The sequence below is a fragment of the Telluria antibiotica genome, assembly GCF_011682055.1.
GTDB lineage: Bacteria > Pseudomonadota > Gammaproteobacteria > Burkholderiales > Burkholderiaceae_D > Telluria > Telluria antibiotica.
Map to the genome: position 1 here is coordinate 522,452 of NZ_JAAQOM010000002.1, position 18,375 is coordinate 540,826.

Sequence of the window (18,375 nt, forward strand, 5' to 3'; positions counted from 1 at the left end):
TTATGTTCAACTGAAGCCCGGGCGATGGCCAGCGCCTCGGCCAGTTGCCGCTCGCGTTCGGTATGTTTGCATCGACGCGAGCATCGGCCTCTTCCTGGAACGCGAGAATACTGGCTGTGATCGCAGGAGGCCTGAGCCTCCTGCTTGGCATGTTCGCCAATGTTCAGGTCACATGATCACCTGACCACGATTGCTAAAGCCCGCCGGTCTCTGTTCAATACGGCCATATTGTCCAGCAATGGGTTGCGGCACTTGAAGCCTTCATCTGCCCCAGCAAAGACACGATGGCGCCCCGACATCATCTCAATTCTCTTCGATGATCGACACGCCCCAAGGCTTCAGCTCAAAGGACTGGCCGCGCTTCACTGCCTGTCCTGACAGCAGATCCGTGCCGTTGCCATAGCCATAGGTCATCCGTTGCGGCTTGGCCGAGTAGTTCAACAGGTAGCGGACCTGACGACCTTCCTGCGAGGTGCCGCCGCGAATGATCAACGGGAAACGCACTTTGGGCAACTCGATCCCGGCCCGCTTCACGTGCTCCGCCACGATCTTCTCGATCACCGCGTCGGACGGCATGAAGCCCACGTAGGCCACCTCGCCGCTGCCATACGTATTGCGCGTAACGGCAGCATAGGCCGGCCACGAGGGATGCTTGTAACGCGCCTCCACCTTAGCCGTGGTGGGCGTCACAAACTCCATCCACCAGCGCGCCTTGTTGTCTTCCTTGCCCACGCCGAACGGATTGCCGTCCAGCGTCACATTCACGGGATTGGTGAACTGGTGATAGCTGATCCCGGCCGCCTCGCTGATGGCGCCCGGCTGCACGGCGTAGCGCACCTTGGTGTGCTCATCCGCGAAGCCACTGCGGAAGGTGTAGACCACGTGGCCACCCGCCTTGGCATACGCGTTCAACTTAGCGATTTCCGCGTCGCTGGCCGCGTACAGCGAAGGCACCACGATCAGCTTGTAGTTCGATAGCGGCACCGTTGACGATGGCGACAGAATGTCGGCTTCCACGTTCATCCGGTACAGCGCGTCGTAGTAAGGACGCATGGCCTCGTTGTAGCTCAAGGTCTTGCCTTCGGAGTGCACCTTGAAGGCATCAAAGCCTGCCTGGGCCGTGTTGCTGACATAGACCGCCACCTGATTCTTCTTGCGCAGATTGACCAGCTTGGGCCCAAGGCGCTGCAGGTCGGCACCGACGGTCTTGACCTCGGCGTACACCTCGTTCGGCAGGTAGTCCTGGGACAGCAATCCGCGCCAGTAGGTTTCTATACCGTTGGCCGTTGTGGCCCAGTGCCAGTACCCGACCATGTTTGCCCCCGAAGCCAGGTGGCTGAACGCTTGCAGGCGCAACTGACCCGGATAAGGAGTCCATTCCGGAAAGCCCTGTGCCTCGGTCTCCATCACCAGGTAGTTCTGACCGTTGCGCAACGAACGGGTAAGGTCACCCCCAAACGCGATATCCGCGCCCGTCAGCTTATCCTGGCTGGGGTGATAGATGTCGACGCCGGCAATGTCGAGCGGTTTGGCGGCTTCCCAGTGATTCACCTCAGGTTGTACGCCATAGGAGTAGTCTTTCCAGCCCAGGTCGAAGTTCTGAGTGATGAACTGGTCGGGACGAGCACGCGAGCGCACCAGATCCGCTTGCCAGGTCAAATACTCCGTGACCAGCCCGCGCTGAAAATCGGCAAACGCGTTGGACATGCTGGCATTGATGGAGCCGTTCACCGAGGGGAAGTCGGCCCAATCGTTGATGCGGTTGCTCCAGTAGTCCAGGCCGAAAGCCATGTTGAGCTTTTCCAGATCCGGAAACTTCTTGCGCATGTGCGCGACGAACGCGGCCTGCACGTTAGGCCCACTGGTGAAGTAGGCCTTGGTTTCGTTATCGACCTGGTAGCCGATCACGGCCGGGTTGTCTTTTACGTGTTCGATCAGCTTGATGATCACGCGTTCGGCAGCGCGGCGGAAGTCGGGATCGGTGATGTCCATGTTCTGCCGGTGCCCATACTGCGCACGCCCATTTGGCCGGACTACCAGGACGTTGGGATGCTCGCGCGCCAGCCAAGTGGGGATTGCATAAGTAGGCGTGCCGACAATGACCTTGATGCCCTCCTTCTGGAAAGCGGCCAGCATGCGGTCCACGTGGGTGAAGTCGAACACGCCTTCGCTGCGTTCCAGCGTTCCCCAGGTCGATTCGGCGATGCGGACGACGTTGATGCCCGCCTCCTTCATCATGCGGGCATCCTGTTCGACGCGGTCCACTGGTGCGTATTCACTGTAATACGAAACGCCGTACAAGACCGTGTCGGGCAGCTTCGGTGTGCCCACTGCGTTTCCATGCATCAGTACCAGCCCCGCTGCGGCCAAGGCCCTCCGCAATAATCCTCCTGCTTTTCTCATCTTGTCTCCTCTTATCTTATTTGGGTCCCATAAGACAATCGTGATTGGCTTCGGCGATGCCCAGGTAGGTGAACTGAAATGATTGCGCCCAGCACTGTGACAATGATTATGGTTGCGGCCATTATGATATCGATAACAAGAACTGTCAGCAAATAACTTTTTCCTGCCGATTGATATCCGTTCGGTAATCGGGCTGCGAAACTACAGCCCGCTCTCTGCGCCCCTCGAAGAGCAACTACGCTCGCTTCTTGCCGCAGCTCAGGCCTCCCTCAATTGGAGGGCATGTACAAGCGCCCAATCTTGGTCGTTGGCGTACGGATCGTAGGTGCGCGCCTTCTGGCCATTCACCGACAGTGGATAGATGTAAACCGCTGATCCACGACCATCCGGGGTGAACAACGACAGATTGTTGCGGATGATCTGATCGGCTCGTTTAGCATATATGTCGCCCCCCTACTTTGGCGAAGTGATTGAACGCGACTGCAGTGATCGTGCTCCAGTAATGAGGAAAGGTATCGCCCCAGTGCAAAATTCGTATTGATGTTAAATCTGGACGCCACAAAGACAAAAGACCCGTAGCTCTCAGAGCTAGCGGGTCTCATGAATGTTAAATATTTCTCTCTAACAATTGTCCTGGCGGAGGCGATGGAAGCCCTATTGTCCGTTAAACCCCGCATGAATACCGGCTCGGCTTCGAATACATCACCGTCTACCCTCACTCGCACCCTCAAACATGTCGGTCAAGGTGGGACCGTTCTGGACGATCCTGTACTCACTGCGAGCTGGCGTGCCAACAAGCCAATTGTAACGCGGATCAGGAATTGAAAGCTGCCTGGCTATCCATGTTTGATGAGCGCTTCCAGCGACAAGTTACGACGACTCTGCAGGCCGTTTTAGCTCCGACAAACCAAAAGGTTAGCGTCGCAGGCCTGACTGCCGCGGTCGTCGTCCCAGCCGCAGTTGATGCCGCTATCCGGCACCGCGCGGCAGCGGCTCAGAAATATCGGACCCATCCCTGCTTCGAGGTTCGTTTATAGCGCGCGAAGGCGCGGCACGGGAAATACAGCAAGGGCATCAGCGCCAGCGCCACGAGCCAGACCGGCCATACGTGGTCGACGCCGTAGCGCGCGCCGTGGTTCGCGCCGAACGTTGCCACCAGCAGCCGCTGCATGGCCAGCAGCACGTAAAGATGCAGCAGGTAGTAGAACATCGGCGCGCCGCCAAAGGTGGCGCAGGCGCGTGTGAACCAGTTGTCGCGCGGCTCCAGCGCGGCCAGCGCCAGCGCCCCGCCGCCCAGCGTCAGCAGCAGGTAGTCGAGCGAGGGCGGGTATTTGGTGAGGGCCAGGAACGACATCACGGTGCGGATGGCGCTGTCCTGCACGGTCCACGGCAATTCTTCGCCGTAGATGTTAAAGCCGCGCAGCACCGCCAGCAGCAGCAAGGCGCAGACGCCCACGGCGACCAGGATGCGGCGACGGCGTTCCGGGGCCATGGTGGCGGCGTACACGGGTCCCGCCGCGTAACCGGCCAGGATCACGCCGATCCAGGGCAGCAGCGGATACGCGACCTTCACCTTGATCGCGCCGTCGGCGACGAGGTAGCCTCGGTGCAGCAGGAGCGTCCACGCGTCGTAGGCCATGGTGCCCGGCGCGAACGACATCCACGTGAGCGCATTGTGGCCGACGATGATGGCAAGGCCGACCGCGCCCAGCAGAGCGGTCGGCAGCTTGTGCACCAGGCCCAGGAAGATCATGGCCAGGCCGATCACCCAGATCACCTGCAGGAAAACGGTCTGGGGCGGAAACACGCCGTACCAGGCGAAGTTGACGACCACCAGTTCCAGGACCACCAGCAGCAGGCCGCGCTTGACCAGGAAGCCGGTCGCCGAGCGCGGGCCCGAGGCGGGATGCGCGTACAGCCAGGCCGACAGCCCCGTGAGGAACACGAACAGCGGCGCGCAAAAATGCGTGGCGATACGCGTGAAGAACAGCGCCGGGTCCGTATGGACCGCGTCCAACGGATCGCTCAAGGGAACGTGCACATAAATGGCTTCGCGCACATGGTCGAACAACATGATTAGCATGATGAGTCCGCGCAGAACGTCGATCACGGCGATGCGCGAGCGCGCCGGCGGCACCGCGGCGTGGGCCGTGGCCGGCGCCATCGGGCCATTCCAGGCGGCGGCGTTATACAAATTAGTCTGGTCCATCTGTGTGCCTTCGATTCGAGTTGATCATGGACTGCTGCCGCACCTTGGATGGCGGACCAGATCATTGTAAGGAGACGGCTCCGGATTTTATGCTTTGTTCCCGCTGCGCGGCAGTGCCAAGGCGTCGAAAATGGGCGCGAGACAGCATTTCGTATGGCATTCGCAGTGCCCCGGTGACTGTCGGCACGCCATGTCGTATGAGGGCCCCAAAACCGCTTTTTCTGTTTCCAGGGCGTCCTCGAACAGCCCGATTCCACCTGAAGCCTATGCTGTAATGAGTGATCAGCCCATCGGAGAACATCATGCCAAGGACCTCATCACCGCTTCGCATCGGCCGCCTGCTGCTGCCGCTCCTGCTCGTCCTCGCCGCCGGCGCGGCCTGCGCCCATGGCGTGGCCGAGGACGACAAGGCGTATTTCGAGCGGACCAGCGGCACCCACATCCTGCCCTTCATCTACCTGGGCGCCAAACACATGGTGACCGGCTACGACCACCTGCTGTTCCTGTTCGGCGTGATCTTCTTCCTGTACCGCCTGAAGGACGTCGGCGCCTACGTGACCTTGTTCGCGCTCGGGCACAGCATCACCCTGCTGAGCGGCGTGTTGAGCGAAACCCGCGTCAATCCCTACATCATCGACACCATCATCGGATTCTCGGTGGTGTACAAGGCGCTCGACAACATGGGGGCGCTGCGGCGCGTCCTCGGGTTCCAGCCCGACACCAAGGCTGCGGTGCTGATATTCGGCCTGTTTCACGGCTTCGGTCTCGCCACCAAGCTGCAGGAGCTGGCGCTGTCGAAGGATGGGCTGGTGCCGAATATCCTGTCGTTCAACGTCGGCGTCGAGATCGGCCAGATGCTGGCGTTGTCCGCGATCCTGATCGCGATGGGCTACTGGCGCCGCAGCGCCACCTTCGGCCGCCAGGCCTTCAATGCGAACGTCGTGCTGATGATCGCCGGCTTCGTCCTCATGGGTTACCAACTTACCGGCTATGCCGTCGCTTGACGAGGAAAACATGACTACCTACGACACCAATCTGCTCCCCACCCTGCCCCAGCTGGGCAAGGCCACCGCGGTCGCCCTTGCGGTGGCCGGCGCGATTCTGGTCGGCGCCGTGCTGCCGGCCGAATATGGCATCGACCCGAGCGGCATCGGCAAGGCCCTCGGGCTGACGCAGCTGAACGGCGGCGCCCGCCCGGCCGCGGACGTGACGCCGGCGGCCGGTGCCGCCGTCGTCGCGACGGTCGCCAGGACCGCACACGCATTCCGCAACGACGAGATGAGCATCACCCTGCAGCCGGGCGAAGGCGCCGAGATCAAGGCCGCGATCAGCAAGGGCGAGCAGTTCGTGTTCAGCTGGTCTTCGGAAGGCGGGCCGGTCAAGTCGGACATGCACGGCGAACCGTTCAACGCCGGTCCGCGCGAATTCAGCACCTACTGGAAGGTGGCCCAGCAGGAATCCGGACGCGGCTCCTTCACGGCGCCGTTCGACGGCATCCATGGCTGGTATTGGCGCAACAAGGGCACGACGCCGGTGACGATTCATCTCCAGGTCAGCGGCTTCCACGACAAGCTGTTCCGCCCCGCTGCCGGGGCTTGATGGCTGTCGACGCAAAAAAGGAAGGCCGTGGCCTTCCTTTTTTGCGTCGCGTGAACGGGCGTTTACTTGACGACGAAGGTCACCGGCACCTTGGTCTTGTCGGCCAGGACCAGCACCGCGATCACCTTGGCGCCTTTGGGCGCGTGCGCGCCGACCGCTTCGAGCTTGTTGCCGCCGGCCGGCTTGAGGACATAGTCGGCCGTGGTGCCGCCGTTCTCGACGCTCACATGGCCGTTCAGACCGGCGCTCGGCATCGGGTCGCCATCGTCCTCGACATACAGTTCGATCTTGCCGCTGGCGGGCACCAGTTCGAGCCAGGTGTCGCCCACCGCCTGCACGATGCCCCCGTGGTTCGGGGTCGGCGTGCCATGGCCGTAGGCGGACGACAACGCCAGCGCGGCGGACGCCGCCAGTAACATGGACAGGGATTTCTTCATCATCGAGTCTCCAGAGGTAATACGACGTTTATTCCGGTGCGTGCGGCAGCACGAAGGAAAGCGAGGCCAGGTGTTCCATGTGATCGTACTTCTTCGGCTCTTCGGAAGGCGAGTTCAGGATCGCGACGATCACGTTCAGGCCCTGGTTGCGCACCGGGATCGTGACCGTCCCGTCGGCGCCGGTCAGCACGGGCTTCCCGTCCGGGTCGTTGAGCCAGTCGTGCATGACCCTGGCGCCGGCCGCCGGCTTGCCCTTGTAATACACGCGCAGCTTGATCGGCTGGCCGAGCAGCGCGGGCAGCTTGCCCTCCACCGGCACGATCTGCAATGTCTGCTCCGGCAGCAGCGGCAGCGGCTTGGTGAGCGGGCCGATGATGTGCACCGCGTACTTGGTGTTCCTTTCGCTGACGGTGGCGGTGGGTTGCTCGTCGCGTCCCTGCTTGTGCCACTTGCCGTCCGGGGTGTGGCTCCAAGTGCCGTTGTCCAGCACCGCGGCGACGATGGCCGGCTGGTTCTCCAGGTCGACCAGTGCCAGGCGGCCATCGATATGCAGCGAGGTGGGAACCGGCTTGCCGTCGGCGTCGTAGCCCTTCATGCTGGTCACCATCGAAAAGCGCTTGACGATGTCGAGGTCGTCCGCGCCGATACCGTACAACAGCGCCAGCTGGGTGGCGCGCTGGGCGAACCAGATGCCATGCGACTGCGCCGCGCCGGTCGCGGACAGGCCTGCGACCAGCGCCATGAGTGCGACTGCTTTGTTCAGACGTTTCATGTTGTTGCCTCTTGTTGACGTGTTAAAGACGGTTCAGAAGGAATGGCGTACGTTCAGCGACACCGTGCGCGAGGTGCCCGGCATCACCCAAACCTGGCTGTACGAACTGGCGTAGTAACTCTTGTTGAAGAGGTTGTCGATGTTCAGCGACACGCGCGTCTTCTTGGTCGGCGCGTACGACGAAATCAGCCGGAATACCGTGTAAGCCGGCAGTTCGAAGTTGGTGGAGGCAGCGACGTCGCCCAGGCGCGCGCCGACGTAGTTCACGGCGCCGCCGAGCGAGGCCACACCCGAGCCGAGCGCGAAAGTCTGCGTCAGCACGACCGATGCGCTGTTCTGCGGGACGTTGGGGAAGCGGCTACCGGCGACGATGGTCGCATCGCCCTTGGTGACGCGGGCGTCGGTGTAGGCATACGAGGCCGACAGCTTGAGGTTGCGCGCCAGCTCGCCCGCCATGTCGAGTTCCACGCCCTTGCTGGCGACCTCGCCCGCCGGCAGCGAGAAGTCGGTGTTGATCGGATTGGTGGTCAGCACGTTCTGCTTGGTGATGCGGTACACCGCCAGCGTGCCGCTCAGGCGGTCGTTGTCGTACTTGGCGCCGACCTCGTACGACCTGCTCTTCTCGGGGGCGAAGGACTGGTTCTCGATGCTGACGCCGTCGTTCGGGCGGAAGGCGCGCCCCGCGGTGGCATACAGCGACAGGTGTTTATCCGGCTGGTACACCAGTCCCGCACGCGGGCTGGTCGCCTCCGGGCTTTGCTTGCTGGTCACGTTCACGCGGTAGTTGGTGACGGCCTGGTCGGCGCTGTCGCGGCGCACGCCCAGCAGCATCTTCCACCGTTCGCTCAGGTCCACCTGGTCCTGGGCATACACGCCGTGCGCGCGCTGCTCGGACTTGGTGTTGATCGACAGCGTCATCGGGTCGGCGACGCCGCCGTAGACCGGGTTGTAGATGTCGATCGCGTACGGATTGGTGGCGTTCGGATTGCGGCGGTACTGGATGCGGCGGTCGTCGAACTTGAATGCGTCCACGCCGAACAGCAGGTTGTGCACGATCGGGCCGGTCGCCACCTTGCCCAGGATTTCCAGGCGGCCGGAGCGGTCGATCGCCTTGTTGTCATTGAGCCGATGCTGGCGGCGCAGGGTGCGGCCGTCGGCCAGCAGGTTGTTGGCCTGGCTCGACACACCGTACAGCGAGCTGCCGCGGTAGGCCACGCCGGTCTGCAGCGACCAGTCGTCGTTGAAGGGATGCTGGACGAAGACCTGCTGGCCGACCGAGCGGATGGTCACCGGGCCGTCGGCCGGTTCGCCCAGGAAGCGCGACACCGGGATCAGGCCGAGCACCCCATTGACGGCCAGGACGCCGCGGTCGAACGGCGCGCGCTGCTCGACCGCCTCGACCTCGTACGACACCGTGGTGGCTTCGCCGACCAGCCAGACGAAGGACGGCGACAGGAACTTGCGGTCGTGCGTGAGCCGGTCGCGGAAGCTGTCGCCCTTCTCCCAGGCGGCGTTCAGGCGGTAGGCCAGGGTCTCGCTGATCGGGCCGGTAAAATCTACCGCGCCACGCCGCGTGCGGTGGCTGGACAGCGTGCCTTCGATCGTGTACTCGGGCTGGAAGCGCGGCTTCTTGGTGGTGATGTTGACCGTGCCGCCCGGTTCGCCGCGGCCATAGAGCGCGGCCGCCGGGCCCTTGAGGATTTCCACCGACTGCGTGTTCACGCCGTCGCGCAGGCCGTTGTAGCCGCGGCTCGAGCTGAAGCCGTTGACCATGTAGTCGGAACCGAAATTGGGGTCGCCGGTGAAGCCGCGCATGGCGTAGCTGTCCCACAGGCCGCCGAAGTTGCTGGCGCGCGAGATGCCGCTGGACAGGTCGAGCGCGCCAGCCAGGTCGGTCACGCCGACGTCCTTCAGCAGGTCGGCGGTAATCACGCGCACGCTCTGCGGCAGGTCCTGCAGCGGCGTGTCGGTCTTGGTGGCGCCGGTGGCCGACAAGCTGCGATAGTTCTGGCGCTTGGCGGTGACGACCACCTTTTTGGTCGGTTCGCCTTCTGGCGCCGGCGCCGCCGCGTCGACGGGAGCCGCCTCGGAGGGGGCGGCAGGTGCTTCGGGCGCGGCGGCCAACGCCGCGATCGGATAGGTGGCGGCCAGGAACAAGGCCAGTGTGTGATGCCGGGACGGGTACATGCGAACTCCTGGTTTTGTGGTGTGCTGTTGAACTTTGCGAAGTCTCTTCTGATTCCCAGCCGATCTTGTCGACCGTTCAGTGCCACAGCCTTCACCTGCTTTGTGCCCAGGTTCCTCGACCGCGTCAATGGAGATGATTACAACACGCCGACACCGCCGGTTTATCGTGTAATCGGGCCGTCACAAAACAGAAACGGTTGTTTTCGACTCGCCAATCAGCACAGCTTGCTGCCTGCCCCTTCGCCGCACGCCTGCAGTGCAGCGCACGCATTGGCGCCCCGTAATGGCGCATGCGCATGCGCCACGAGCTGTCCCCTGCCGAAGCAATCCATGCTGCCGGACACCGCGAAAACCGTAGTTGCTGTTTCAGCCATCCAAGAAAACGGGATAATGCGGGGCGGCCGGCATGGTGTAATTGTTCGGGCAGACGCGCCACAATATTTTCCGGCGTTGATGGCATACCGGCTAGCCCAGCCTTGACCAACTCAGTGATTTGGACGGACCATGCACAAGGGAGTCATTTGCGCGCTGCTCGCAGCAGCCCTGTTCGGCGCCAGCACGCCATTCGCGAAACTGCTGGTCGGCGCCGTGCCGCCGTTTGCCCTGGCGGGCATGCTTTACCTGGGCAGCGGCCTCGGGCTGCTGGCCTGGCTCGGGCTGCGCGCAGTGCGGAAGGGGAACGATCAGGACCGCCCAGCCGGGCTGGCGACATCCGACTTGCCCTGGCTGGCCGGCGCCATCCTGGCCGGCGGCATCGCCGGCCCGGTGCTCCTGATGGCCGGCCTGGCGCTGACGCCCGCATCGTCCGCCTCCTTGTTGTTGAACATGGAAGGGGTGCTGACCTCGCTGCTCGCCTGGTTCGTGTTCAAGGAGAATTTTGAACGCCGTATCTTCATCGGCATGTTGTGCATCGTCGTCGCAGGCATCGTGCTCTCATGGGAGCAGGTGCCCGCGCTTGGCGTTCCTGTCGGTGCGCTTGCGGTCCTCGGCGCCTGCCTGTGCTGGGCGATCGACAACAATCTGACGCGCAAGGTCTCGGCCAGCGACGCGGTCCAGATCGCGTGCGCCAAGGGCCTCGTGGCTGGCAGCGTCAACCTGGGGATTGCCGGCGTGCTCGGCTTCGGGGTGCCCGACGCAAAGGAGATGCTGGGCGCTGCCGCGGTGGGATTTTGCGGCTATGGTCTCAGCCTCGTCATGTTCGTGGTGGCCCTGCGGCACCTGGGGAGTGCGCGCACGGGTGCCTATTTTTCCGCTGCGCCCTTCGTCGGCGCCGCGATCTCGTTGCCGATGCTCGCCGAGATGCCGACACCGGGCTTCTGGCTGGCCGCCAGCTTGATGGGCGCCGGCATCTGGCTGCACCTGACCGAACGGCACGAGCACGAACATGCCCACGAGCCGCTTTTCCACGCGCACGCACACGTCCACGACGAGCACCATCGGCACGAGCACGAATTCGAGTGGGACGGGGCCGAGCCGCACACCCATCCCCACCACCACGCGCCGATCCGGCACACGCACGCACATTACCCGGACATCCACCATCGGCACGAGCACTGACGGAACGCGTTGCCTTGATACACACTCATGATTTGCGGTACCATCGAAGCATGGCGCGTTTGCTCTTCCGATTGTTCCTGTGGTTCTCGATAACGGTGCTGTCCCTCCAGGGCGGCGCTGCAATTGCAATTGAAGATGCTGAAGCGCCCGCGCGCGCAACAATGGCCATGGCAGGCCATGCACATCATCATTTCGCTTCGCAAAGCGACGGAGACCACTGCAGCGAGTCCGGCTCCAAGGCGCCGGCCGCGTCCCACGCAAAGTGCCCGGCTTGCGCAAGCTGCTGCGCCGGCAGCGCGGCGCCTCCTGCCCAGTTGCCGGCCTTCCCTGTGCCGTCGACCGCTTCCTCGCCGCACGCCGGAGTGGAAGCCGCCATGACGTCCTTCGTTTCCGCCACCCTCGAGCGGCCGCCGCGGGACTTGTTCGTTTGATTTTCCGGGCGCGCTGACGGTGCGCATCGGGGCCACACGTCGGCCTCCAATCAACACGAACTAAAAACATGAAATTTTCACACCTGCTGCTGTGCGCGGCCGGCATGCCGTTGCCCGCTTCCGCGCAAGCGGATCGAAGGAGCGCACCCATGAATTCACTGACAAGACCGGGCCTGCGCCGCCTGGCCGTGGCGGCCAGCGCCGCGCTCCTTGCGGGCTGCGCGAGCTTTTCCCGGGATGGCGGCATCGACGATGTAGCCCGCATGACACAGGAGCGCATCGCCCAGCCGGCGCCGTTGAAGCGGGGCCAGGACGCGCAAGCCGCTCGATCCGAAATCAAGGACCTGCTGTCCAAACCTCTCGGCGCCGATGCCGCGGTGCGCATCGCCCTGCTCAACAACCAGGGTTTGCAAGCGGAACTGGCCGACCTGTCGATCTCGGAGGCGGACTTCGTCCAGGCTGGCCGCCTGCCCAACCCGCGCTTCGGTTTCGGACGCGTGCGGGGTGGCGGCGAAGCCGAAATCGACCGCAGTCTGACGTTCGACCTGGCCGCGCTCCTGACCCTGCCGGTCCGCAGCGGGATCGAAGGCCGGCGCTTCGAGCTGGCCAAGCTCCAGGCGGCCATGCAGACGGTGAAGCTGGCCGCGGGCACGCGCAAGGCCTGGTACGCCGCCGTCGCCGCCGCGCAGGCCTCGAACTTCGCGGACCAGGTGCGCGAATCCGCCGAGGCGGCCGCAGAACTTGCCGCCCGCATGCGCTCCGCCGGCAACTGGAGCGCACTGGACGCCGCGCGCGAGCGTGCCTTCTACCAGGACGCGGTGACCCAGCAGGCGCAGGCCCGGCTGCAGGCCACCATGGCGCGCGAGGAACTGGTCCGGCTGTTGGGCCTCTCGGGCCCGTCCCTCGAATTCACGCTGCCGGACCGGCTGCCCGACCTTCCGGCCCAGGCACGCTCGCCGGCGAATGCCGAGGCGGACGCGCTGTCGCAGCGGCTCGACGTCCTCATCGCGCGCCAGGATGCGCAGGCCACGGCGCAGGCGCTCGGCCTGACGAAGACGACCCGCTTCATCAACGTCTTCGATGCCGGCTATGCCAACAAGAGCACGACCGGCGCGCCGCGCGAGAACGGCTATGAAGTCTCGCTCGAGCTGCCCCTGTTCGACTGGGGCGGCGCGCGCGTGGCGCGGGCGCAGGCCTCGTACATGGCGGCGGTCCACCGTACCGCGGATGTCGCCGTGAGGGCGCGATCCGAGGTGCGCCAGGCCTACGCCGGCTACCGCTCCGCCTACGACATCGCGCGCCATTACCGCGACGACATCGTCCCCCTGCGCAAGCAGATCGCCGACGAGGTCCTGCTGCGCTACAACGGCATGCTTGCCAGCACCTTCGAGCTGCTCGCCGAATCGCGCGAACAACTCACGGCCGTCAATGCCGCGATTGCCGCGCAACGCGATTTCTGGATCGCCGACACCAACCTCCAGTTCGCCATGAATGCCGGCGGCACCACCGATTCAAGGACTGCACAATGATTTCACGTCGAGATTTTTTCAAAGGCGCCGGCGCCGTCGCCGTCAGCACGGCGGCCGTCAGCCGCGTGGGCGCCGCTTCGCTGCCCGAAGCGGTGATCATGGACAACGCGAAGACCCATGTGCCGCCAATGCCCGCCACCGGACTCCCCTTCAACCCCGTCGTGACGCTGAACGGCTGGTCCCTGCCCTGGCGCATGAACAATGGCGTCAAGGAGTTCCACCTGGTGGCCGAGCCGGTCGTGCGCGAGTTCGCGCCGGGCATGAAGGTCAACCTGTGGGGTTACAACGGCCAGTCGCCCGGCCCGACGATCGAGGTGGTCGAGGGCGACCGGGTGCGCATTTTCGTGACGAACAAGCTGCCCGAGCACACCAGCGTGCACTGGCATGGCCAACGCCTGCCCAACGGCATGGATGGCGTGACGGGCCTGACCCAGCCCGGTATCGCGCCAGGTAAAACCTTCGTCTACGAATTCGTGGCGCGCCGCCCCGGCACCTTCATGTACCACCCGCACGCCGACGAAATGACGCAGATGGCGATGGGCATGATGGGCTTCTGGGTGACCCACCCGAAGGACCGGACGAAGTTTGCCGTCGACCGCGACTTCGTCTTCCTGCTCAGCAGCTACGACATCGAGCCGGGCAGCTACACGCCGAAGGTCAACACCATGCTGGACCAGAACCTCTGGACCTTCAACAGCCGGGTGTTCCCGGGCATCGACTCGCTGCCGGTGCGCCAGGGAGACCGCGTACGCATCCGCGTCGGCAACCTGACCATGACGAACCATCCGATCCACCTGCACGGCCACGAGTTCGAAGTTACCGGCACCGACGGCGGCTGGACGCATCCGGCCGGCCGCTGGCCCGAGGTGACGACCGACGTCGCGGTCGGGCAGATGCGGGCGATCGAATTCATCGCCAACGAACCCGGCGACTGGGCCCTTCACTGCCACAAGGCCCACCACACGATGAACGCGATGGGCCACAACGTCCCGACCATGATCGGCGTCGACCATCGCGACATCGCCGAGAAGATCGGCAAGATCGTGCCGGACTATATGGTCATGGGCGACAAGGGCGGCTCGATGGACGGGATGGAAATGCCGATCCCGGAAAACACCCTGCCGATGATGACCGGAGACGGCCCGTTCGGCGGCGTCGAGATGGGCGGCATGTTCACCGTGCTGAAGGTGCGCCGCGACCAGAAGCGTGGCGACTACACCGATCCCGGCTGGTACAAGCACCCGGCAGGTACGCTCGCCTACGAGTGGACCGGCCAACTGCCCGAGGCCGAACGCAGCCACGACGCGGGCCGCAGCCTGATGCCGGCGACCAGCAAGCCCGACGTCGAGCTGCAGGTGCGCAAGCCGGCCGGGCACGGCGAACACTGACGGCGCGGCAGCACGAATGCGTCAAATGCGATTGCCGATACTTTCCCCTGTTGCTAGAATCGTCGCGTGAAAGCCATCTTTAAAATCCTGATCGTCTGGACGATGTTGCTGACGTTGCCGCTTCAAGGCTTCGCCGCCGCAACGATGTCCTGCTGTCCGTCGCCATCGGCCGCGGCACAGGATTGTCACGACCACGATGCCATGGTCGACGATGGGCACGGCGCGACCGCTCACGCGCAGGCCGATCCTCACCCGGTGCCGCATCATCACGCCGCCAAGTGCGCGACCTGCGGCACCTGCGGTATCTGCATTCCCATGGCGCCGTCGTTCGTCGGCGCACCAGCGGTGTCGGCTTCGCAATCCATCGCCGCGCCTGTCGACCAGCACACGCTGACGTCGGTCGACCTCGCGCATCCCGAGCGTCCTCCACGCGCCTGACCATCCGCGCCGCCGAATCCAGATCTTCGGCGCGGCTCGTCTTCTCTCGGCTGTAGCGAAACAGACCACCGGCGGCCGGCATGGCCGTCGTACGTCCGCACCATCATCATCGATTTGTTTTGGAGCTTCCAATGACTCGTTTCTTTTCTCTGATTAGCGCCATCTTCGTCACCGCCGGTCTTACGCTGGCGGCGACCGATGCATCCGCACGGATGCAAGTTCAAATGCACGACCACGACCAGCATGGCGCCATGGCCTCCCCTTCCCAGGCCGATCCGGACGCACTGACCGAGGGCGCCATCCAGAAGGTCGACAAGGACACCGGCAAGCTGACGATCAAGCATGGCCCGCTGAATAACCTCGACATGCCTGCCATGACGATGGCGTTCAAGGTGCAGGATCCCGCCGTGCTCGACCAGGCGAAAGTCGGCGAGCAGGTCCGGTTCCGGGTGGAGCGTGTCAATGGCAGCCTCACCATCACCAAGCTGGAAGCGTCCAAATAATTCAATCTAGCCATCAAGGAATCAACATGTCCATCAAACGTATTCTCGCCGTCGCCACCTTCGCCCTCGCGAGTGGCATGACCTCGTCCGCTTTCGCGCACGCGAAACTGCAATCGTCCGACCCGCGGACCGGCAGTACGCTCGCCAGCGCACCGAAGCAGGTTCGCCTCAAGTTCAACGAAGCGCTGGAGGCGTCGTTCAGCAAGATCACGCTGGCAGGGGCGGATAACAAGGACATCCCGGTCACCGCGGTCGCCGTCGACAAGGACGATCCTTCGGTCATGATGGCCCAGCTGCCGGCGCTGCCCGCCGGTGAGTATCGTATCCAGTGGTCGGCAATGACGCACGACAGCCACAAGATGAAGGGGGAAATCCCGTTCACGGTCAAGTGATGGCGCTCGACCTGCAGACCGCCCAGCGGCTGGTGACGGCGCTGCTGATCCTGGCGGTGGCCGTGCTCACGGGTGCAAGCGTCTCGAGCCTGTGGCTCGGCCGCGATGCGTCCGACTGGGCCAATGCGCGCCGTCAGCCCGTGCGCAAGGCCGCCGTTATCGCTGCCCTGGTCGCGCTCGCCGCAGACATGGCATGGCTGTGGCTCGAGTCGGCGGCGATGGCCGAGGTCCCGGTCACCGAGGCGGCCGGTGCCGCCTGGGCGATGGTGACTTCCTCGCACCTCGGACTCGCGTGCTGCATCGGGATCGCCGGCCTGGTCGTCGCAACCGGCAGCGCCTTCATGCTCGGCGCCGGCCGTTCGGGACCAGCGCTGCTGGCCCTGGCCGGCCTCGCCGTGTTCTGGTACGCGCGCAGCATGGTCAGCCATGCGTCGAGCGATGGCGATTTCAGCGTGCGCCTGCTGGCGGATTGGGCGCACCTGGGCCTCATCAGCCTTTGGGTCGGCGAAGTCATGGTTGCCGGCGCTATCACCCTGCGAGCGTCCGCGAACATGGACGCGAGCGACCGGCGCGCCAGGGCAGCTTACGTGGCGTCGCTATCCAGTTCGGCGACGTTTGCATTGATCGGGATCTTCGTCACCGGCTTGTATGCGGTCTGGCGAAGCATCGACGGGTGGGCGAACCTGATCGGAAACCCCTACGGCAACACGCTGGTCGCCAAAGTGCTGCTGGTGGGCGCCGCCGCGGCACTGGGCGGATTCAACCGCTTTTTCGTCATGCCGCCATGGCTCGCCCGCGAGTCCGCAGGTGACGCGGCAGCGGAGGTGTTCCCGCTGCGCTTCAGGCGTGTCGTCTGGGTCGAAGCCGTCATCCTGCTGGCGGTTGTCGTACTGGCCGCGTGGCTTGCATCGACGTCGCCCCCGGGCGAACAGATGTGAGTCCTGAATGAGCTGGACCGCCGGCCGCATCGGTCGGCGGTCCAGCCTGGATTGTCACGGCAACAGTGCGATCTGTTGCAGGCCATTCGCCTCCGGCAGGCCGGACATGAGGTTCATGCACTGCACTGCCTGTCCCGCGGCGCCTTTCATCAGGTTGTCCTGCACGACCAGGATGACGACCGTGTTGCCGTTGTCCGGACGGTGCAGCGCGATGCGCAGCAAGTTCGAGCCGCGCGTCGAGCGGGTTTCCGGATGCGAGCCGAAGGGCATCACGTCGACGAATTCCGCGTCCTTGTACTGCACATCGAACAGGGCTTGCAGCGCTTCGTTCGTGATGTCCTGCGTGAGGCGCGCGTACAAGGTCGAGTGCATGCCGCGGATCATCGGCACCAGGTGCGGCGTGAAGATCAGGCCGACCTTCTGCGCCGTGTAGCGCTGCAGCTGCGCACAGGTCTCCGGCGTGTGGCGGTGGCCGTGCACGCCGTAGGCCTTGAAGTTGTCGCTGGCTTCCGAGAACAGCGTGCCGATCTCGGCCTTGCGCCCGGCGCCGGAGACGCCCGTTTTGGCGTCGGCGATCAGATTGCCGGCGTCGATGATGCCGGCCTTGAGCAGCGGATAGAAGCCCAGTTGCATCGTGGTCGGGTAGCAGCCCGGGTTGGCGATCAGGCGCGCGCCCTTGATGGCGTCGCGGTTCAGTTCCGGCAGGCCGTACACGGCCTCTTGCAGCAGCTCGGGCGCGCTGTGCGGGATCTTGTACCACTTCTCGAACGTGGCCTGGTCCTTCAGGCGGAAGTCGGCGGCCAGGTCGATCACTTTCACGCCCGCCTTCAACAGCTCGGGCGCCTGAGCCATCGCCACGCCGTGCGGGGTCGCGAAGAACACGACGTCGCAGTGTTTCAGGTCGGCCTTGTCCGGGCTCGAGAACGCGATGTCGACGTGGCCGCGCAGCGACGGGAACATGTCGGCGACCGGCAAGCCATCCTCCTTGCGCGAGGTGATGGCGGTCAGCTTCACTTCCGGATGGGCGGACAGCAGGCGCAGCAACTCCACACCCGTATAACCGGTGCCGCCAACGATACCAACTTTGATCATGCTCTTTCCTCAAAAATGATAGGACGAGGCCAGGGGCTGTCGTTTGACCGCCCGATTCAGAATGGAACGCCGACGATGGCCTTCAGCACCCAGCGGTCGGATGCCGCGACGCTGCCGCGGCCCACACCCAGGTTCAAGTCCCAGCCGCCCAGCGTCGTGTCGACCACGGCATAGGCGGTATGCGCCCCGCGGAACGGGTTGTCGGGGTGGCGCACGTCGCCGAATTCGTCGTAGCGCTCGATGCCGACTTGCAGCCGGTCCGACACCCTGTACCCCATTTTGGTCGCCAGCTCCACGGTGGTCGGGGACGGCGCCGGACCGGACACCTTGAAATGGCTTTGTTGCATAAATCAGCTGGGCACGTAATGCCCCAAATCCCGGACGGAATTACGGCATGGCGACCGTCGTGGGCGTGCCCAACCGTGTGAAGCGATTGAGGATAGCGGCACGTACCTGCAACTCAGCGACCTGGCGGTCGAAGTCTCGCGCCATCACCCGTT

At 64.2% G+C, this 18,375-nt stretch carries 17 protein-coding genes and 1 pseudogene; 9 read left to right on the plus strand and 9 right to left on the minus strand.

Features of this window, described 5'->3' with window-relative positions:
- Positions 1-303: 303 nt before the first annotated feature.
- Positions 304-2,403, minus strand: coding sequence for a beta-galactosidase (locus tag HAV22_RS05175; RefSeq protein ID WP_208296058.1), 2,100 nt, complete (start codon positions 2,401-2,403; stop codon positions 304-306).
- Between the two features lie 994 nt (positions 2,404-3,397).
- The gene (locus tag HAV22_RS05180; protein ID WP_166857169.1) at positions 3,398-4,612 is read right to left on the minus strand and encodes an acetyltransferase domain-containing protein; all 1,215 of its coding nucleotides are present in this window, start codon (positions 4,610-4,612) and stop codon (positions 3,398-3,400) included.
- A gap of 302 nt (positions 4,613-4,914) precedes the next feature.
- On the opposite strand from HAV22_RS05180, the gene HAV22_RS05185 reads away from it, so the two are divergent.
- Positions 4,915-5,616, plus strand: coding sequence for a HupE/UreJ family protein (locus tag HAV22_RS05185; protein WP_166857171.1), 702 nt, complete (start codon positions 4,915-4,917; stop codon positions 5,614-5,616).
- Positions 5,617-5,626: 10 nt separating this feature from the next.
- Positions 5,627-6,211: a hypothetical protein gene (locus HAV22_RS05190; protein WP_166857173.1), complete on the plus strand. Its 585-nt coding sequence runs from the start codon at positions 5,627-5,629 to the stop codon at positions 6,209-6,211.
- A 62-nt stretch (positions 6,212-6,273) separates the two neighbouring features.
- Here HAV22_RS05190 and HAV22_RS05195 read toward each other — a convergent pair whose 3' ends face one another.
- Genes HAV22_RS05195 through HAV22_RS05205 form a run of 3 tightly spaced genes read right to left on the minus strand, consistent with a single transcriptional unit; the run spans position 6,274 to position 9,607 of the window.
- On the minus strand, positions 6,274-6,651 hold the full coding sequence (locus HAV22_RS05195; protein ID WP_166857175.1) for a hypothetical protein: 378 nt from the start codon (positions 6,649-6,651) through the stop codon (positions 6,274-6,276).
- Positions 6,652-6,676: 25 nt separating this feature from the next.
- Positions 6,677-7,420 carry a DUF4198 domain-containing protein gene (locus HAV22_RS05200; RefSeq protein WP_166857177.1) on the minus strand — a complete coding sequence of 248 codons (744 nt, stop codon included), beginning with the start codon at positions 7,418-7,420 and terminating at the stop codon, positions 6,677-6,679.
- Positions 7,421-7,453: 33 nt separating this feature from the next.
- Positions 7,454-9,607: a TonB-dependent siderophore receptor gene (locus HAV22_RS05205; RefSeq protein WP_166857179.1), complete on the minus strand. Its 2,154-nt coding sequence runs from the start codon at positions 9,605-9,607 to the stop codon at positions 7,454-7,456.
- A 504-nt stretch (positions 9,608-10,111) separates the two neighbouring features.
- Between HAV22_RS05205 and HAV22_RS05210 the strand changes: the two genes are divergently transcribed.
- Complete coding sequence (locus HAV22_RS05210; RefSeq protein WP_166857180.1) at positions 10,112-11,164, plus strand: DMT family transporter; 1,053 nt, start codon at positions 10,112-10,114, stop codon at positions 11,162-11,164.
- 187 nt (positions 11,165-11,351) lie between these two features.
- Here the strand turns inward: HAV22_RS05210 and HAV22_RS05215 are convergent, their stop codons facing one another.
- Positions 11,352-11,540 carry a hypothetical protein gene (locus HAV22_RS05215; RefSeq protein ID WP_166857182.1) on the minus strand — a complete coding sequence of 63 codons (189 nt, stop codon included), beginning with the start codon at positions 11,538-11,540 and terminating at the stop codon, positions 11,352-11,354.
- Positions 11,541-11,744: 204 nt separating this feature from the next.
- On the opposite strand from HAV22_RS05215, the gene HAV22_RS05220 reads away from it, so the two are divergent.
- From HAV22_RS05220 to HAV22_RS05245, 6 genes are all read left to right on the plus strand, one after another.
- A complete protein-coding gene (locus tag HAV22_RS05220; RefSeq protein ID WP_166857184.1) occupies positions 11,745-13,124 on the plus strand; it encodes a TolC family protein in 1,380 nt (459 codons plus the stop codon).
- Positions 13,121-14,512 carry a copper oxidase gene (locus HAV22_RS05225; RefSeq protein ID WP_166857186.1) on the plus strand — a complete coding sequence of 464 codons (1,392 nt, stop codon included), beginning with the start codon at positions 13,121-13,123 and terminating at the stop codon, positions 14,510-14,512. Before HAV22_RS05220 ends, HAV22_RS05225 begins: the two co-directional genes overlap by 4 nt.
- 66 nt (positions 14,513-14,578) lie before the next feature.
- Positions 14,579-14,950, plus strand: coding sequence for a hypothetical protein (locus HAV22_RS05230; protein ID WP_166857188.1), 372 nt, complete (start codon positions 14,579-14,581; stop codon positions 14,948-14,950).
- Positions 14,951-15,081: 131 nt separating this feature from the next.
- Complete coding sequence (locus HAV22_RS05235; protein WP_229421072.1) at positions 15,082-15,453, plus strand: copper-binding protein; 372 nt, start codon at positions 15,082-15,084, stop codon at positions 15,451-15,453.
- A gap of 26 nt (positions 15,454-15,479) precedes the next feature.
- Entirely contained in the window at positions 15,480-15,845 is a 366-nt protein-coding gene (copC, locus tag HAV22_RS05240; protein WP_166857190.1) for a copper homeostasis periplasmic binding protein CopC, read from the plus strand.
- The gene (locus HAV22_RS05245; protein WP_166857192.1) at positions 15,845-16,783 is read left to right on the plus strand and encodes a CopD family protein; all 939 of its coding nucleotides are present in this window, start codon (positions 15,845-15,847) and stop codon (positions 16,781-16,783) included. Before copC ends, HAV22_RS05245 begins: the two co-directional genes overlap by 1 nt.
- A gap of 54 nt (positions 16,784-16,837) precedes the next feature.
- On the opposite strand, the gene argC is transcribed toward HAV22_RS05245, so the two are convergent.
- From argC to HAV22_RS05260, 3 genes and pseudogenes are all read right to left on the minus strand, one after another.
- A complete protein-coding gene (gene argC, locus HAV22_RS05250; RefSeq protein ID WP_166857195.1) occupies positions 16,838-17,875 on the minus strand; it encodes an N-acetyl-gamma-glutamyl-phosphate reductase in 1,038 nt (345 codons plus the stop codon).
- Positions 17,876-17,931: 56 nt separating this feature from the next.
- Positions 17,932-18,222: a hypothetical protein gene (locus HAV22_RS05255; protein WP_166857197.1), complete on the minus strand. Its 291-nt coding sequence runs from the start codon at positions 18,220-18,222 to the stop codon at positions 17,932-17,934.
- 40 nt (positions 18,223-18,262) lie between these two features.
- Positions 18,263-18,375, minus strand: a pseudogene (locus HAV22_RS05260) (IS5/IS1182 family transposase); the annotation flags it as partial.

What these genes read in the sequence shown, in the direction of transcription:
- HAV22_RS05175 (WP_208296058.1), bottom strand. Translation starts at nt 2,403, where the DNA reads ATGAGAAAAGCAGGAGGATTATTGCGGAGGGCCTTGGCCGCAGCGGGG.
- HAV22_RS05180 (WP_166857169.1), bottom strand. Translation starts at nt 4,612, where the DNA reads ATGGACCAGACTAATTTGTATAACGCCGCCGCCTGGAATGGCCCGATG.
- HAV22_RS05185 (WP_166857171.1), top strand. Translation starts at nt 4,915, where the DNA reads ATGCCAAGGACCTCATCACCGCTTCGCATCGGCCGCCTGCTGCTGCCG.
- HAV22_RS05190 (WP_166857173.1), top strand. Translation starts at nt 5,627, where the DNA reads ATGACTACCTACGACACCAATCTGCTCCCCACCCTGCCCCAGCTGGGC.
- HAV22_RS05195 (WP_166857175.1), bottom strand. Translation starts at nt 6,651, where the DNA reads ATGATGAAGAAATCCCTGTCCATGTTACTGGCGGCGTCCGCCGCGCTG.
- HAV22_RS05200 (WP_166857177.1), bottom strand. Translation starts at nt 7,420, where the DNA reads ATGAAACGTCTGAACAAAGCAGTCGCACTCATGGCGCTGGTCGCAGGC.
- HAV22_RS05205 (WP_166857179.1), bottom strand. Translation starts at nt 9,607, where the DNA reads ATGTACCCGTCCCGGCATCACACACTGGCCTTGTTCCTGGCCGCCACC.
- HAV22_RS05210 (WP_166857180.1), top strand. Translation starts at nt 10,112, where the DNA reads ATGCACAAGGGAGTCATTTGCGCGCTGCTCGCAGCAGCCCTGTTCGGC.
- HAV22_RS05215 (WP_166857182.1), bottom strand. Translation starts at nt 11,540, where the DNA reads ATGGCGGCTTCCACTCCGGCGTGCGGCGAGGAAGCGGTCGACGGCACA.
- HAV22_RS05220 (WP_166857184.1), top strand. Translation starts at nt 11,745, where the DNA reads ATGAATTCACTGACAAGACCGGGCCTGCGCCGCCTGGCCGTGGCGGCC.
- HAV22_RS05225 (WP_166857186.1), top strand. Translation starts at nt 13,121, where the DNA reads ATGATTTCACGTCGAGATTTTTTCAAAGGCGCCGGCGCCGTCGCCGTC.
- HAV22_RS05235 (WP_229421072.1), top strand. Translation starts at nt 15,082, where the DNA reads ATGACTCGTTTCTTTTCTCTGATTAGCGCCATCTTCGTCACCGCCGGT.
- copC (WP_166857190.1), top strand. Translation starts at nt 15,480, where the DNA reads ATGTCCATCAAACGTATTCTCGCCGTCGCCACCTTCGCCCTCGCGAGT.
- HAV22_RS05245 (WP_166857192.1), top strand. Translation starts at nt 15,845, where the DNA reads ATGGCGCTCGACCTGCAGACCGCCCAGCGGCTGGTGACGGCGCTGCTG.
- argC (WP_166857195.1), bottom strand. Translation starts at nt 17,875, where the DNA reads ATGATCAAAGTTGGTATCGTTGGCGGCACCGGTTATACGGGTGTGGAG.
- HAV22_RS05255 (WP_166857197.1), bottom strand. Translation starts at nt 18,222, where the DNA reads ATGCAACAAAGCCATTTCAAGGTGTCCGGTCCGGCGCCGTCCCCGACC.